14 protein-coding genes and 1 riboswitch are annotated in these 14,681 nt (G+C 44.4%); of the genes, 12 read left to right on the top strand and 2 right to left on the bottom strand.

All coding sequences use genetic code 11. From position 1 onward, the window contains the following. Nucleotides 1-182: 182 nt before the first annotated feature. Nucleotides 183-1,865 carry a S41 family peptidase gene (locus ACP26M_RS06545; RefSeq protein WP_426587241.1) on the bottom strand — a complete coding sequence of 561 codons (1,683 nt, stop codon included), beginning with the start codon at nucleotides 1,863-1,865 and terminating at the stop codon, nucleotides 183-185. A 198-nt stretch (nucleotides 1,866-2,063) separates the two neighbouring features. Between ACP26M_RS06545 and ACP26M_RS06540 the strand changes: the two genes are divergently transcribed. The 6 genes from ACP26M_RS06540 to ACP26M_RS06515 all read left to right on the top strand — a co-directional run bounded on the left by ACP26M_RS06540 (nucleotide 2,064) and on the right by ACP26M_RS06515 (nucleotide 7,929). Continuing rightward, complete coding sequence (locus tag ACP26M_RS06540) at nucleotides 2,064-3,149, top strand: sensor histidine kinase (RefSeq protein WP_426587239.1); 1,086 nt, start codon at nucleotides 2,064-2,066, stop codon at nucleotides 3,147-3,149. After that, nucleotides 3,142-3,834, top strand: coding sequence for a LytR/AlgR family response regulator transcription factor (locus ACP26M_RS06535; RefSeq protein ID WP_426587237.1), 693 nt, complete (start codon nucleotides 3,142-3,144; stop codon nucleotides 3,832-3,834). The genes ACP26M_RS06540 and ACP26M_RS06535 overlap by 8 nt, the downstream gene beginning before the upstream one ends. 399 nt (nucleotides 3,835-4,233) lie before the next feature. Beyond that, a complete protein-coding gene (locus ACP26M_RS06530) occupies nucleotides 4,234-4,425 on the top strand; it encodes a cold-shock protein (protein ID WP_090527544.1) in 192 nt (63 codons plus the stop codon). A 71-nt stretch (nucleotides 4,426-4,496) separates the two neighbouring features. Next, on the top strand, nucleotides 4,497-4,949 hold the full coding sequence (locus tag ACP26M_RS06525; protein WP_090527541.1) for a cold-shock protein: 453 nt from the start codon (nucleotides 4,497-4,499) through the stop codon (nucleotides 4,947-4,949). A 58-nt stretch (nucleotides 4,950-5,007) separates the two neighbouring features. Continuing rightward, nucleotides 5,008-5,334: a hypothetical protein gene (locus ACP26M_RS06520; RefSeq protein ID WP_426587234.1), complete on the top strand. Its 327-nt coding sequence runs from the start codon at nucleotides 5,008-5,010 to the stop codon at nucleotides 5,332-5,334. Nucleotides 5,335-5,523: 189 nt separating this feature from the next. Continuing rightward, nucleotides 5,524-7,929, top strand: coding sequence for an outer membrane beta-barrel protein (locus ACP26M_RS06515; protein ID WP_426587232.1), 2,406 nt, complete (start codon nucleotides 5,524-5,526; stop codon nucleotides 7,927-7,929). 140 nt (nucleotides 7,930-8,069) lie between these two features. Here the strand turns inward: ACP26M_RS06515 and ACP26M_RS06510 are convergent, their stop codons facing one another. Beyond that, on the bottom strand, nucleotides 8,070-8,999 hold the full coding sequence (locus ACP26M_RS06510) for a rhodanese-like domain-containing protein (protein ID WP_426587230.1): 930 nt from the start codon (nucleotides 8,997-8,999) through the stop codon (nucleotides 8,070-8,072). Between the two features lie 287 nt (nucleotides 9,000-9,286). Next, nucleotides 9,287-9,378, top strand: a riboswitch (TPP riboswitch). Between the two features lie 65 nt (nucleotides 9,379-9,443). On the opposite strand from ACP26M_RS06510, the gene thiS reads away from it, so the two are divergent. Genes thiS through thiH form a run of 6 tightly spaced genes read left to right on the top strand, consistent with a single transcriptional unit; the run spans nucleotide 9,444 to nucleotide 14,680 of the window. Continuing rightward, on the top strand, nucleotides 9,444-9,647 hold the full coding sequence (gene thiS / locus ACP26M_RS06505) for a sulfur carrier protein ThiS (RefSeq protein ID WP_274988274.1): 204 nt from the start codon (nucleotides 9,444-9,446) through the stop codon (nucleotides 9,645-9,647). A 17-nt stretch (nucleotides 9,648-9,664) separates the two neighbouring features. After that, nucleotides 9,665-11,548, top strand: coding sequence for a phosphomethylpyrimidine synthase ThiC (gene thiC / locus ACP26M_RS06500; protein WP_426587228.1), 1,884 nt, complete (start codon nucleotides 9,665-9,667; stop codon nucleotides 11,546-11,548). After that, a complete protein-coding gene (locus ACP26M_RS06495) occupies nucleotides 11,548-12,156 on the top strand; it encodes a thiamine phosphate synthase (protein ID WP_426587226.1) in 609 nt (202 codons plus the stop codon). The genes thiC and ACP26M_RS06495 overlap by 1 nt, the downstream gene beginning before the upstream one ends. Next, nucleotides 12,153-12,797 carry a thiamine phosphate synthase gene (locus tag ACP26M_RS06490; RefSeq protein WP_426587224.1) on the top strand — a complete coding sequence of 215 codons (645 nt, stop codon included), beginning with the start codon at nucleotides 12,153-12,155 and terminating at the stop codon, nucleotides 12,795-12,797. Before ACP26M_RS06495 ends, ACP26M_RS06490 begins: the two co-directional genes overlap by 4 nt. Before the next feature lie 10 nt (nucleotides 12,798-12,807). Further along, nucleotides 12,808-13,575 carry a thiazole synthase gene (locus tag ACP26M_RS06485; protein ID WP_426587222.1) on the top strand — a complete coding sequence of 256 codons (768 nt, stop codon included), beginning with the start codon at nucleotides 12,808-12,810 and terminating at the stop codon, nucleotides 13,573-13,575. Continuing rightward, on the top strand, nucleotides 13,568-14,680 hold the full coding sequence (gene thiH / locus ACP26M_RS06480; protein WP_091164005.1) for a 2-iminoacetate synthase ThiH: 1,113 nt from the start codon (nucleotides 13,568-13,570) through the stop codon (nucleotides 14,678-14,680). Before ACP26M_RS06485 ends, thiH begins: the two co-directional genes overlap by 8 nt. The last annotated feature ends 1 nt before the right edge of the window (nucleotide 14,681 follow it).

The following is a 14,681-nucleotide window of genomic DNA, read 5'->3' as shown; positions in this document are numbered from 1 at the left end:
GGAGTTGCCCGACTTTTTGCATTTAATTTAAGGGTTCGGGCGAATGGCTTGCTCACCTGGCTTGAACCATAATTAATTTGCTCGCTATTGGCCTATAACCGGCTCAAGTATGCGGCGTCGGCAAAGAGCATGGCGTACTTGTGGATTTTAATCTGTAAACCTGTTTTAGGATCGGGACACTATCAATCGATCCCTTTACTTTTTAAGTATGACAAGGCTCGAGCCAAAATCAAATCATCACTCCTCATAACACTTTCCACAGTCTTTTTGACATATATGTCAATTTTAACCCCACGCCTTTGTGTTGGCGTTTTATTAGTGTAGTAAACTCCATAGCTGGAATAAGATATAACCATTTTCCCACCAACGGGTATGCCAATTTTAACGCCATCGGCCCCGGCTGTTTGGCTGCCAATGGTCACAGCACCCGGAATGGTCTGAAAACACATTACTGAATACTCCCCCTGGCTTTGGTTTCTTTCGTCAGCCAACACAATCACTTGTCCCCTGTAGGGTGCTTTATTGATTTCACCCATTTTAGCGGACTGTTTCCAGGTAAAATAACCTGGGTTATCGGGAATCATTAGCAAAGAGTAATCTATTGATTTAGGATTTGGCAGAAACATGCCGAATATATTGTAAAAAGCATCATTTTGTGGATAATTACGTACGTCAAATATTACTGCTTTCTTGCTTCTGATCAGATTTTTTATGGTATCCAAATTCCCGCTCCAAATTTGTGCAGCGTATACATAAGCGATAGAATTTCCAACTGTTTTGTATCCGGTCGCATTAGATTGATATTCGGTTAAGTCCCGCCAATCCCGCTGTGATGGTAAAATACATTTTACTTTAACGTCCATTATCCGGACTCCCCTTTTAATTTTCAGTTTTTGGTAAGCTTTTGGGGTATTGAATAATACCCACGACAAATAATGGTTACGTGATGCATTGTTCGATCCCGAAACATAAGCCCTAAATTGTTTCATTCTTACACCAACAGGCATATTGTCAATACTTAATACAATATCTCCCTTCTGTAAACCGGCTTTGTGTGTTAAAGTGTCGTTGACCAATTTGGTTATTATCACCGTGTTATCTACAATTTTTGCATAAACTGGTGCGGTGTATTTACCAAAAACAAGATTATTTATCGATGTATTATCCCCATCCTCGAAACTAAACTGTGCATGACCATCGTTGAGGGCAACGGTAAGTTGAAGCATGGCTCTATAATAAGAGAGAATATCTTTTGTATTGATCAATTTTGGGATAAACCGAGTAAGGACATTGTTCCAATCCTCGCCAATAAGGTATTTATATGGTGCAAAGTAATTGATGGCATTCCAGAAACGGGCTAAAAATAACAAACGGTACTGTTCATTTGGAAGAATCATGTTTTGGTATTTTTTTTCGCCGCTGTAGTCAGCCGCTTCATAATTTTGTTTTATGTATTTATTAGCACCTTGATTACGATAGACGTATATTTCTTTTAGTTTATTTTGAAGCTGATGACTGATGTATTTCGAATTTGCTATCCAACCCAAATTATGATTTAGCGTAAATAACGTATCGGCAGTTGGTAGAGGCTTATTTTGGGGGATGGGTCCGAGGTTGTCTATGGTAGTAATTAGCATCTTGTTAAGCTCGCTTACAGATGCGTTTTGCATTTTATCAATATCATGCACATAAACAGAATCCCAGTCAACTATCCCGCGAGCTACTGATGGATGATGATATTTTAAAAAACCCCATATCTTATCGTAAATTGCGATCTTTTCATACCGTGTTTGACCAAAACCTGCGGTGCTTGTCAGCAGAAATAATAATACACAGGATAGCTTTGCGCAAAGGAAGTGTTTCATAATAATGACAATTAAGTATAAGTTATATGGAATTGGTTTATATAAAACAAAAATGACTCCTTGAACGCGGTAAGCTAAATAAATTAGACGAACTTGTTTACCCGCCTGTTGAATCCTGTCTTTTAATGGTTCAACATGCAGAACAAGGTGTTCATCGAAAATTCTATTGCTTATTATTTAATAAGTGTAAATTGAGCCATGCCATTTGCTACGCTTAATTATAAACAGAAGGGCTTAGTTGCCGAAACATCTTACTTATTTGTGATTAGTATTTTGAGCCCATTTGCAGTAGGCTTGGCAACCTGGTCTCAACATACATTGGCAAACTCATTTGGTTATGTTGTAATCAATATTTTGCAATTACCTGTTATCATTCTACTTTATCGCTGGTATTTACCCGTTACAATCGGGAAAAAGCGCTATTGGATGTTTATTATTTTATTACCGATATATTTTGTTTTATATGGTTTAAATGAGCGATTCGGAATATTAGCGGTTATGTACATGCCTTTTATACCGGAAGTTTACCGGAACAATATCAGTGGTGCCCGGCCTTTAGATTTTACTCAGGGGTATTTTAATACGGATATTGGCATTACTATTCTCGTTATATTAGCAGCTACTTCTTTATATATTATTAAGCTGCTATTCAAGCAGCAATATAAAGTCAGTACGCTGGAGACCGAAAAATTAAAGCTTGAACTCAACCATTTAAAATCACAGATTCGGCCACATTTTTTCTTTAACACTCTTAATAATATGTATTCGTTGAGTGTTCATCATTCTCCTAAAACGCCATTGATGATTAAAGATCTCTCAGAAATTATGCGTTACGTGCTTTATGACACTCGTCATGAAAGAGTATCATTACAACAGGAGATAGATTTTATTAAAAGCTATATCAGCCTCGAAAATTTACGCCATACCAAGCCTGATATAATTGATTTTGCTGTCCAGGGTGATATCGACAATATAAAAATTGAGCCATTGCTGTTTATGCCACTAATCGAGAATACTTTCAAGCATGCCCTACATCGGGATATCATGGACAATTGGGTAAAATTGATTTTGGCGGTCGATGAAAACGAACTGATTTTTCAAACATCCAATGCCAAGCTTCCTGCTAATGATAACTATGACAAATCGCAAGGCGGTATCGGTCTGCTAAATGTGCGAAAACGACTCGACTTGCTTTACGCTGGCCGGCATGAGCTGATTATTTTTGAGGAAGAAGAAATTTTCACGGTAAGCTTGACCATTCAATTAAACCCTTTAAATGATTAATTGCATAGTAGTTGATGACGAGCCACTGGCAAGGCAGCTGATAGTTTCCTATATCGAACAGTTGCCTGGTTTGGATTGTTTAGGAAGTTACCCGACAGCCGTTGAAGCATTTACTGCCTTGCATCAGCACCAAGTAGATGTGATCTTTATTGACATAGAAATGCCTGGAATCAATGGGCTTAATTTTATAAAATCCTTGAAAGCCCATCCGAAAGTTATTTTCATCACGGCATACACCGAATATGCCGTTGAAGCTTTTGAAATAGAGGCTACGGATTATCTGGTTAAGCCGGTCATGTTTGAGCGTTTCCTGAAGGCAGTTCAAAAGGTCGGTCTGAATAAAAATGAATCTCAACGGATCAATCAACCAACGGCTGAAATAACAAATATCTTTTTGAAGATTGATAAAAAGTTAGTAAAAATCAACCTTTCATCTATCATTTATATTGAGGGTTTAGGTGACTACGTTAAAGTGCATACACCCAACCATACTTATGTTTCATACATGGCTCTGGGCAAACTCGAAGCACTACTTCCAAACTATGAATTTATCCGCATCCACCGCTCTATTATTATTAATAAGCATCTTATTCAATATATTGAAGGTAACTTTGTAAGAATTGCTGATATTGATTTACCAATTGGATTAACCTACAAAGCAAATTTGTACAAGAACGTGGAATAAATAGATTCATATAGGCAGCTATAGTAACAATTAAATATCATGCAAATATTTAGTTACGTCCCCCCAACTAAAAGCCCCCCCGGCTGCCTCAAGCGCCCTCGCTAGTGCCCGCGTTCGGGTGAAAGGAGACAAGGATATATGTACACCAATGTTCAAGATTGCAGAGATAACCAACACCGGACTCGAAACAAAACAGTCATAAAGCTGGTAGTGCACCCTATTTTATCAAAATGCACAACAAGTTTTTTTTTAAAATCGAAGATGCCCCGAAAATATCCTTTAAACGGCGCTCCGGGCACTTTTTCGCATCGATCAATTAAATAAATGTTAAATAATTTTACGAAAAGTAAAATACATCAATAATTATAGTTATATTGCACACTTATTAATAACAATATAATGCAACAAGGAACAGTAAAATTTTTTAATGAAGCCAAAGGTTTCGGATTTATCACACCTAATAATGGTGGCAGCGAAATCTTCGTTCATTCAACAGGTCTGATTGACAATGTTCGTGAGAACAGCGCCGTTAGTTATGACGTTGAAGAAGGCCGTAAAGGTCCGAATGCAGTAAATGTAAAAATAGCTTAATCACTATATCATCATTTTAAAAGCATCCTCCCACCCGGGGGGATGCTTTTTTGTTACACTTAATCAAAAACATGGGTAGATCCACCGAAACATTTAACAAGAAAGAGCGCGAAAAGAAAAAGCTCAAAAAACAACAGGACAAAAAAGAAAAGGCCGAAGATCGTAAAGCCAACGCTGTTAAAGGACAGGGCTTTGAAGATATGCTGGCTTATGTTGACGCAAACGGCAACATTACCTCCGTGCCCCAGGACCCCGGTAACCGGAAAAAGGTATTGGCGCAGGACATCCTCATTGGTACGCCAAAACAGGAGGAAGTTGAAGTAGAAATTGTAAGAAAAGGCACAGTAACATTCTTTAATGAATCTAAAGGGTTCGGTTTCATCAAAGACCTGCAAACCCAGGAAAGCATTTTTGTTCATGTCAACGCGGCTTCTTTTGCCATCAAAGAAAATGACAAAGTTACCTTTGAAATAGAACAGGGGCAAAAAGGGCCTACCGCTGTCAAAGTCGCTAAAGCGAGCTAAGGCTTAATTAACCATTGCAACAATAAACAAGATAAATCCTCATACAATAAATATCAGAATGACCGATAAACAAACAGCACACTACAAAGCCAGCGAATATATTTATGACCTGGGTAATACCGCTTTGGAGAATGGTTTTAAACCCGATGAGCATTGGGAGGTACAAATGGCTACCGCCGCTGAGAAAAAAGCTTTTGAGAAACAGTACTATCCCACAGTAGCGACAAGCGTACTGCCCGAACTGTTAAAAGCGACTTTTGCCCTGGTAAAAACGCAATTGAACCAGGTGATGAAGGCACAAACAGTGAAATCGTCAGATCGTTTCGCCCCCGAGCCGGTGTACGAATACCTGGTTGCCTTTAATTTAAACCGCGTAAGGCGTTAATGTTGATAGTTTCCCAACCTGGCGCGGGTATGCAGGGTTGGGTTTAGATGTGGCGTACTCGTGACTTTCAAATATTCATCCGCTGAAACAACTAGGTAAAAAAGTGATTTTCACCCACATTTTTCGCACCTTAAATTGCGAACATCAGCCTCAACCTGATTATCTTACGGGATTATTAGGATTGACTGAATGACCCGTACACTTTTACTCTTTCTACTGGCCCTGTTACCCCTGGGCGGCTTTGCACAGCAGTTTACGCTGATAGTTGTTAAAGAAAACGCCCAGCCCGCCGATGGTGCCACCGTTAAACTGATACAGGCAAACAAACAGGCCAGTATGATCGTAACTAACGCCCGCGGCCAGGCCAGGTTTCAGAACATTGCGCAGGGAACATTCAGCTTCTCGGTAACTTATACGGGATATCAGCCCCTAACCACCCGCAGCTATACCATTGCGGAGAATATAAAGCAGGACACCATCCGCATACAACCTTTGAGTACCGTACTGAAGGAGGTGAATATCACCGCCAAAACGCCGCCGGTAGAAGTGAAGCAGGGAAAGGTGATCGTAAACGTTGATGCCTCGGTAACCAATGTGGGGGCTACGGTTTTGGAGGTATTGGAGAAATCGCCGGGGGTAATGGTCGACCGTAATGGCGGCATTTCTTTACAGGGCAAGCCCGGGGTGCTGGTGATGATAGATGGCAAACCTACCTACCTCTCCGGCGCCGACCTCAACAACCTGCTCAGCAGCATGAGCTCCACCCAGGTAGCGCAAATTGAGCTGATTGCCAACCCTACGGCCAGGTATGATGCCAGCGGGAATGCGGGGATCATCAACATTAAAACCAAAAAGAACCGGCAAAAGGGTTTCAACGGGTCGGTTACGGCCACGGTGGCGCAGGGTGTTTACTTCAAAACCAATAACACGCTCACGCTCAATTACCGCACCGGGCGGGTCAGCACTTTCTTTAATTACAATATCAGCCGGCAGAAGTATCTTACCAACCTGTACGCGCTGCGTAAATACACCGGCGCCGACGGGGCAACCACCGCGACGTTGGACCAGCCATCGCACTTCACCGGCACGCTGCTGAACAATACGGCCAAAGCGGGGCTGGACTATGAAGTTTCGCCTAAAACAACGGTTGGCATTGTGCTCGGCGGAACCATGATCCGCCGCGAGGGCAACAATACGGCTTCGGCGCGCTGGCTCAACTCCAGTGGCGCGGCAGATTCTGTCATTGCAACCGATAACGCCAACAACAGCCGGTTTAAAAACGGCCAGGTGAGCCTGAGCCTCCGCCATGCCATCAGCAAAACCCAGGACATCAGCGCCGATGCCGACTGGCTGCACTACAACATTACCACCGACCAGAATTTTAATAACCGCCTGCAAACCACCGGCGGTTATAACGAATCAACCCGCGCCAACATTCCCACCGGCATCAACATATTCACTGGCAAAGCCGACTATACGCTTAAAACCGACAGCGATGGCCAATTTCAGGCGGGCTGGAAATCGGCCCACAGCAGTACTGATAATTCCGCCGGTTATCAAAACCTCAATGCGGGCCAATGGACTGATGACCTGACCCGCAGTAACCATTTCCTTTACAGTGAGAACATCCACGCGGTTTACACGCAATGGGAGCGCAAGCATAAGGCTATTTCCTACCAGTTAGGTTTGCGTTATGAGCATACCGATTATCACGCCCATCAACTGGGTAATGTGCTGCAAAAAGATTCGGCCTTTTCACGCAACTATGGCAGCTTTTTTCCCAGCGGCTATTTCAGTTACCAGGCCGATACCGCCAATAGCTTTACTTTAACTGTAAGCCGCCGCATTGATCGCCCGGTTTACCAAACGCTTAACCCCTTCTATTTTATCATTAACAAGTACACCTATCAAACCGGCAACCCTTATATTTTGCCGCAATACAGCTGGAACCTGGAGCTGAGCCATCAATACAAAAACCTGCTCACCACCACCCTATCTTACAGTAATATCAACAACTACTTTTCGCAGATCTTTTTGAGCGACCCTACCCTTGCGGGCATTTTGCTGTATACACAGGGCAACGTGGGGCGCACGTATATCATCGGCGTATCCGAAGCCATTACGGCCTCCCCCACCAACTGGTGGACGCTTACAGCACAGGCGCTGTACAATTACAAAAAACTGAGCGGTTTTAACGGCAATCATTACACCTCAGATATTAACCAGCTCAACCTCAACGCCAGCAACCAGTTCACCATGGGCAAGCGTTTTACGGGCGAGGTATCGGGCTTTTACACTACCCGTGCCCGCAACGATGTGCAGGAACGGCTATACCCTACCGGGCAGCTCTCGGCAGGGCTGGGCATGTCAGTACTTAAAAAGAAGGGCACCCTGAAGTTGAGCATGCGCGATATATTCTATACCAACGCCATGGAGGGCTTAACGCAGTTCCCCAACGCCACCGAGTATTTTAAGATTAAGCGCGATAGCCGCGTGGTGGTGCTCGCCTTCACCTATCGTTTCGGCAAAACCTTCAAAACGGCCAAGCGCGACAATGGTGCCACCGATGAAATGCAGCGTGTAGGGAATGGGTAATGAAGGAGAATAAGAAGCTGTTTTAAAATAAAAAAGACGTCATTGCGAGTTACGAAGCAATCCCCAACAGGCAGAGACGCCGTGCAAATCCACCCTGCAAAGCAGGAGATTGCTTCGTACCTCGCAATGACGTTGGGAGTCTAAAGAAATGTAACCTGCTGGCCTGATTGGGCCCATGCATCAATCCCTCCTACTAAAGGCCGGATTCGCTTCAGGCCAACTTTGCGCAATTTCTCGGCATATCTTGCAGCGGTTATTTCATTCGGGCACGAACAGTAAATAACAATTTCCTCATGCCCGGCATATCGGTCAGCAATATCATTAAAACTGTTTTCGTCTATGGGGACTGAGCCCGGTATAAATCCATTTCTTGTGCGCTGATCTATCGGACGTGCATCAAGTATCACAGGGTTCGATTCTCTATCAATCAGCTCTATCAAATCATTCACAGTTACCCTATCCGTTTCAAACTGCCTGATAAGGCGATAGCGACGAAGCCATTTAAACAAAAGGTATAAGCCAAATAAAACGACGACAAACAGACCTCCCATCTTACCATAATCACTTAATGCAGAAATCAAACCGCCAACCTGATGCCGAAAAATTGCGCCCAGTGTCACCGCCGCACCAAGATAAACAAGTGCTGCGATGGATGAAAACAATACAAATAATGCCATCTGCATTGCATAAACCCCGGCAACAACGGGTGCGAGTGTTGACAGCCCCGGAATAAATTTCACAATGGTTAGCGCCGGGGCGCCGTAGCGTTCAAAAATATCGCCGGTGCTGCGAACACAGGTATCCGGTGACATGGAAATTTTACATAATTTCCCAAGGATCCCCGTTCCGTATCTCTTCCCGGCAAAATATAATATGAGGTCGCCTGCTAAGGTGCCCAGTGATCCGGTTAAAATGAGTATGATGATATTAGCTTCGGTTGCAGGTGTTACAGCGGTAGTAACAATCAATACTGCAAATGCAGGCAGCGGCAATCCAACACTCTGTAAAAGAGTGATCAAAAATACCAGCCAGAGCCCATAGGTTTGTACTAAATCAACTAATGTGTTCATACTTCAGTTGCAGCTAAGATAAGACACTTATTTTTATTGAACGGGCCGATTTTTCCGATTAACAATTATTTGACATCAGGTTGAGAGTGGTCTATTATTTTATAGATTTTGGGTTAAGCTGACGATAATTTGCCTGATGCTTTCAAATTATTTTCGCCAGTATTAACACCATTCAATCGTTTGATATTCAACACACTTACACGTTAAAACAAATTACCATCAGTAGTAACCAGATAGTCTTAACATAAAATTGATTTGGATTAATCAATTTTATTCCTTTAGCTTTACTGCAACTTTAGGGGTGTCCTGACGGACTGAGATAATACCCTTTGAACCTGATCCGGGTAATGCTGGCGAAGGGAAAAGTGACGATAACACTATTGGTGTTGTTTTTTCTTTCCTAATACGGGGACATTCCTACAGTTGAAATTTTAATGCAACGTAATGGAAGTAACCGTTAATCAACAAAATTTTATTGTGCCTGATAACTGCAATGTGCAGGCTTTGCTCGCTGATGTCTTGCAGCACCCTGACCGGGGGCTGGCCATTGCCATCAACGAAGCCATTGTTCCCAAAACCCAATGGGAAAACCACAAGCTCAATCAGGGCGATAAGGTCATCATTATTAAAGCCACCCAGGGAGGATAAACACCCAATAGCCTTTTATGAAAACAGAAAAAACACCTACAGCACAAGCCATCACGCAAACACCGTTTCCGGCGTCGCGTAAGATTTACGTTAAAGGACAATTGCACGATATTGACGTGGCCATGCGCGAAATAAGCCTGAACGACACCCAACTACATGGCCGTTTTGGCGAAACCGAGCCCAACGCCCCGGTAACTGTTTACGATACCAGCGGCCCTTATACCGATCCAAACATAGCCATCGATGTTAAAAAAGGTTTGCCCCGCCTGCGCGAAAAATGGATCACTTCGCGTGGTGATGTTGAGTTGCTGGATAGCATATCATCAGCATATGGCCGCGAACGCTTAAACAGTAAAGAGCTTGATCATTTACGTTTTGGCTATCACAGTAAACCTTTCCGCGCCAAAGCAGGCATGAATGTATCGCAACTGCACTACGCAAAAAAGGGCATCGTTACACCCGAAATGGAGTACATCGCCATACGCGAAAACCAACGCATCGATCTGCTTAAAGAACAGTTGAACGGGCAATATGATGTAATGAGCCAACAGCATCAGGGCCATAGCTTTGGCGCCAATACACCTAAAGGTTACATTACCCCCGAATTTGTAAGACAAGAGGTAGCCGCCGGTCGGGCTGTTATCCCATCAAATATCAATCACCCCGAAAGTGAACCGATGATCATTGGCCGTAATTTTTTGGTTAAGATCAATGCCAACATCGGCAACTCGGCAGTTACCTCGAGTATTGAAGAAGAAGTAGAAAAAGCCGTTTGGGCATGCCGCTGGGGCGCCGATACCATTATGGACCTGTCGACAGGTAAAAACATTCACGAAACCCGCGAATGGATCATCCGCAACACACCAGTACCCATAGGTACCGTGCCTATTTACCAGGCGCTCGAAAAAGTGAACGGCAAAGCCGAGGACCTTACCTGGGAACTGTTTCGGGATACGCTGATAGAACAGGCCGAGCAGGGTGTTGATTATTTCACTATCCATGCGGGTGTTTTACTGCGCTATGTGCCTTTAACAGCCAAACGTATTACCGGCATTGTATCGCGCGGTGGTTCTATCATGGCCAAATGGTGCCTGGCCCATCATAAAGAGAACTTTTTGTACACGCATTTTGAGGAGATCTGCGAGATCATGAAAGCGTATGATGTCGCCTTCTCGTTAGGCGATGGCTTGCGCCCCGGCTGTATTGCCGATGCCAACGACGCCGCGCAGTTTGGCGAGCTGGAAACCCTGGGCGAGCTGACCAAAATAGCCTGGAAGCACGATGTGCAAACCATTATTGAAGGCCCCGGCCACGTACCCATGCACCTCATCAAAGAGAACATGGAGAAACAACTGAAGCATTGTTCTGAAGCGCCTTTTTACACTTTAGGGCCATTAACTACCGATATTGCTCCGGGATATGATCATATCACTTCGGCTATTGGTGCTGCTATGATCGGTTGGTTCGGTACCGCTATGTTGTGCTATGTGACCCCTAAAGAACACCTGGGTTTGCCCAACAAAAAGGATGTTAAAGACGGCGTGATCACGTACAAAATTGCTGCCCACGCTGCCGATTTAGCCAAAGGTCATCCCGGTGCGCAATATCGCGACAATGCATTGAGCAAAGCACGGTTCGAGTTCAGGTGGGAAGATCAGTTTAACCTGTCGTTAGATCCGGATACGGCTAAGGAATTTCATGATGAAACCCTGCCTGCCGAGGGAGCCAAGATCGCGCATTTTTGCTCGATGTGCGGACCGAACTTCTGCTCGATGAAAATAACCCAGGATGTACGCGACTTTGCTAAAGAGAACGGTGTTAACGAAGCCGATGCGCTAACCAGGGGCATGGAACAAAAATCGAAAGAGTTTGCCGAAAAAGGCAGCGAAATATACCTGTAATGGAACTGATCGTGATATCGGCCCCGGATACTGTGATAGATGAAGCACAAACAATCAACCGCTTGTTCGGGGCCGGTTTGCAGCGTTTCCACCTGCGCAAACCAGGTTGGGATCTCGATCAATGTACCAATCTGATTACTCAGATTGACCAGGCTTATCATCATGCTATAGTTTGTCATCAGCATCATAGGCTGGCCAAAGTTTTTGAGATGCGCTGTTTACATTATACCGAAAAGGATCGTATCAAAAGCGACCACTTGAAATTAAACATTCAGCTTAATGAAGGCTACCGATTGAGTACTTCGATACATGATGTTAGCGCCACATCCTCACTAAAACATTTTGAGTACACATTTTTAAGCCCGGTGTTCAATAGCATATCCAAGCCAGGTTATCAAAGCATGCTGCCTGCCAGTTTTTGTTTAGACCGTAATAAGTCCGGACCAAAAATAATAGCGCTTGGCGGCGTGGATATATCCAATTTAAACCTGCTAAAAAAGATGAATTTTGACGGGGCAGCAGTTTTGGGTGCTATCTGGCAAGATCCCAAGCAGGCTGTTTCCAATTTTATAAGCATTAAAAAACAAACCGAACAATTAAATCCATGATTGATAAACTGCATTATATCTCTCAACAGCCGCAAAACGGCACACATGCCGGCGCTATCAAAGCCGCTTTGGATGCCGGTTGTAAATGGGTACAGCTAAGGGTTAAAGATCAACCGGAAGATCTCATTCTGCAATATGCCATCGAGGTCGTTAAACTTTGTGACGGGTACGGTGCCAGATTAATAGTGAACGACCATCCTGAAATTGCAAAAAAGGTGGGTGCCCATGGGCTGCACCTGGGTTTACAGGATATGCCCATACAACAGGCCCGTCAGATTGTTGGCCATGATATGATCATCGGTGGTACGGCCAATACATTTGCGCATGTAAAACAGCGCGTTGCCGAGGGCGCCGACTATATCGGTCTCGGGCCCTACCGGTTTACAACTACCAAACAAAAGCTGAGCCCTGTTTTGGGACTGGACGGTTATCAGGATATTATGGATCAGATGCGTCTTGCAAATATGAGGATCCCGGTAATCGCTATCGGCGGCATTGTGCCGGCCGATATACCGCTGATCATACAAAGCGGCATATATGGTGTTGCGCTGTCCGGCGCCATCACCCACGCCACTAACGCCAGGCAAGTGGTTTCGGAAATATACCATCATTTAAATCAACCTTCGTTTAACGAAGCTTAAAATCAACACTATGTTAACCATCGCTGATAAAACTTTTCAGTCGCGCTTATTTACAGGCACCGGCAAATTTAACTCGCCTGCCATGATGGAGGAGGCTTTGCTGGCCTCAGGCTCTGAACTGGTAACTGTAGCCCTGAAGCGCGTTGATGTAAAAAACAACGACAACGACGATCTGTTGCTGCATTTAAAATATCCGCATATTAACCTTTTGCCTAATACCTCAGGTGTGCGGAATGCTAAGGAGGCTGTGTTTGCCGCCCAACTTGCCCGCGAGGCGCTGGAAACCAACTGGATAAAGCTGGAGATACATCCAGATCCCAAATACCTGATGCCCGACCCTATAGAAACCCTAAAAGCTACCGAAGAACTGGCGAAACTGGGTTTTACAGTATTGCCCTATATCCATGCCGACCCCGTATTATGCAAAAGGCTTGAAGAAGCCGGTACTGCGGCTGTGATGCCTTTAGGCTCGCCCATAGGTAGCAATAAGGGACTTAAAACCATCGATTTTTTAGAGATCATCATCAGCCAAAGCAGTGTACCCGTTATTATTGATGCGGGTATAGGAGCTCCGTCTGATGCCGCCAAAGCGCTTGAAATAGGCGCCGACGCCGTACTGGTAAATACAGCCATAGCGGTATCAAGCAACCCTGTACAAATGGCCGAAGCATTTAAACTGGCCGTTGAAGCCGGCCGGATGGCTTTTGAGGCCAAACTGGCACAACCGGTATCACATGCTATGGCAAGTAGTCCACTAACTTCTTTTTTAGATGAGTAGTTTTAACGATATTTTTGAAACTTATAACTGGGATGATACCAAGGCCAGTATCTACGCCAAAACCAGCGCGGATGTTGAACGCGCCCTGGCTGCGGATAAAAGAACATTGGAAGATTTTAAGGCCCTGGTATCACCTGCTGCAGCGCCCTACCTTGAGCAAATGGCGCAGATCAGTCAGCGTCTGACCCTGAAACGTTTTGGCAAGGTGCTGCAGATGTATGTACCGCTTTATCTATCCAACGAATGCAGCAACATCTGTACTTATTGCGGCTTTAGTTACGACAACAAGGTAAAACGCAAAACGCTTTCGCCAATGGAAATTATGCAGGAAGTGGCCGTTATTAAAGAGATGGGCTATGAGCATGTATTACTGGTAACCGGCGAGGACAACGTGAATGTGCACGTTGATTATTTTAAAAAAGCGCTCGAATTGATCAGGCCTCATTTTGCCCATATCTCGATGGAGGTGCAACCGATGGATCTGGAAGATTATCAGCAGCTAACGCCTTATGGCCTCAATACCGTGCTGGTATACCAGGAAACTTATCATAAAGAGGATTACAAAAAACACCACCCCAAAGGCAAAAAATCAAACTTTAAATACCGGGTGGAAACGCCCGACAGGTTGGGCCAGGCCGGGATCCATAAAATGGGACTGGGCGTTTTAATTGGTTTGGAAGACTGGCGCACTGATTGTTTTTTCACCGCGATGCACCTTAATTACCTCGAAAAAAAATACTGGCAAACTAAATACAGCCTTTCGTTCCCGAGGTTGAGACCTTTTAGCGGCGGCCTCGAGCCAAAGGTGGAAATGAATGACCGCGAACTGGTACAACTGATCTGCGCTTATCGTTTGTTTAACGAAGAGGTTGAACTTTCGATATCCACCCGCGAATCGGCTAACTTTCGTAATAATATCATTAAACTGGGCATAACTTCAATAAGCGCGGGCTCAAAAACCAACCCGGGCGGATACGCTGTTGAACCTGAGTCGCTGGAGCAGTTCGAAATTTCCGACGAGCGCAGTCCTGCGGAAATTGCAGAGATCATTGCCCAACAGGGTTACGAGGCGGTTTGGAAAGATTGGGACAACTGTTTAACCTAAG

It is taken from the genome of Mucilaginibacter sp. R-33, from assembly GCF_049949235.1.
Classification (GTDB): domain Bacteria; phylum Bacteroidota; class Bacteroidia; order Sphingobacteriales; family Sphingobacteriaceae; genus Mucilaginibacter.
Note: the sequence above shows the minus strand (reverse complement) of the source record. Positions and strands in the feature narration are given on the sequence as shown.

Bases quoted from the DNA above. Each gene is read 5' to 3' on its own strand.
- ACP26M_RS06515 (WP_426587232.1), top strand. From the start codon at position 5,524: ATGACCCGTACACTTTTACTCTTTCTACTGGCCCTGTTACCCCTGGGC.
- ACP26M_RS06525 (WP_090527541.1), top strand. From the start codon at position 4,497: ATGGGTAGATCCACCGAAACATTTAACAAGAAAGAGCGCGAAAAGAAA.
- ACP26M_RS06545 (WP_426587241.1), bottom strand. From the start codon at position 1,865: ATGAAACACTTCCTTTGCGCAAAGCTATCCTGTGTATTATTATTTCTG.
- ACP26M_RS06530 (WP_090527544.1), top strand. From the start codon at position 4,234: ATGCAACAAGGAACAGTAAAATTTTTTAATGAAGCCAAAGGTTTCGGA.
- ACP26M_RS06520 (WP_426587234.1), top strand. From the start codon at position 5,008: ATGACCGATAAACAAACAGCACACTACAAAGCCAGCGAATATATTTAT.
- ACP26M_RS06485 (WP_426587222.1), top strand. From the start codon at position 12,808: ATGTTAACCATCGCTGATAAAACTTTTCAGTCGCGCTTATTTACAGGC.
- ACP26M_RS06535 (WP_426587237.1), top strand. From the start codon at position 3,142: ATGATTAATTGCATAGTAGTTGATGACGAGCCACTGGCAAGGCAGCTG.
- thiH (WP_091164005.1), top strand. From the start codon at position 13,568: ATGAGTAGTTTTAACGATATTTTTGAAACTTATAACTGGGATGATACC.
- thiS (WP_274988274.1), top strand. From the start codon at position 9,444: ATGGAAGTAACCGTTAATCAACAAAATTTTATTGTGCCTGATAACTGC.
- ACP26M_RS06490 (WP_426587224.1), top strand. From the start codon at position 12,153: ATGATTGATAAACTGCATTATATCTCTCAACAGCCGCAAAACGGCACA.
- ACP26M_RS06540 (WP_426587239.1), top strand. From the start codon at position 2,064: ATGCCATTTGCTACGCTTAATTATAAACAGAAGGGCTTAGTTGCCGAA.
- ACP26M_RS06510 (WP_426587230.1), bottom strand. From the start codon at position 8,999: ATGAACACATTAGTTGATTTAGTACAAACCTATGGGCTCTGGCTGGTA.
- thiC (WP_426587228.1), top strand. From the start codon at position 9,665: ATGAAAACAGAAAAAACACCTACAGCACAAGCCATCACGCAAACACCG.
- ACP26M_RS06495 (WP_426587226.1), top strand. From the start codon at position 11,548: ATGGAACTGATCGTGATATCGGCCCCGGATACTGTGATAGATGAAGCA.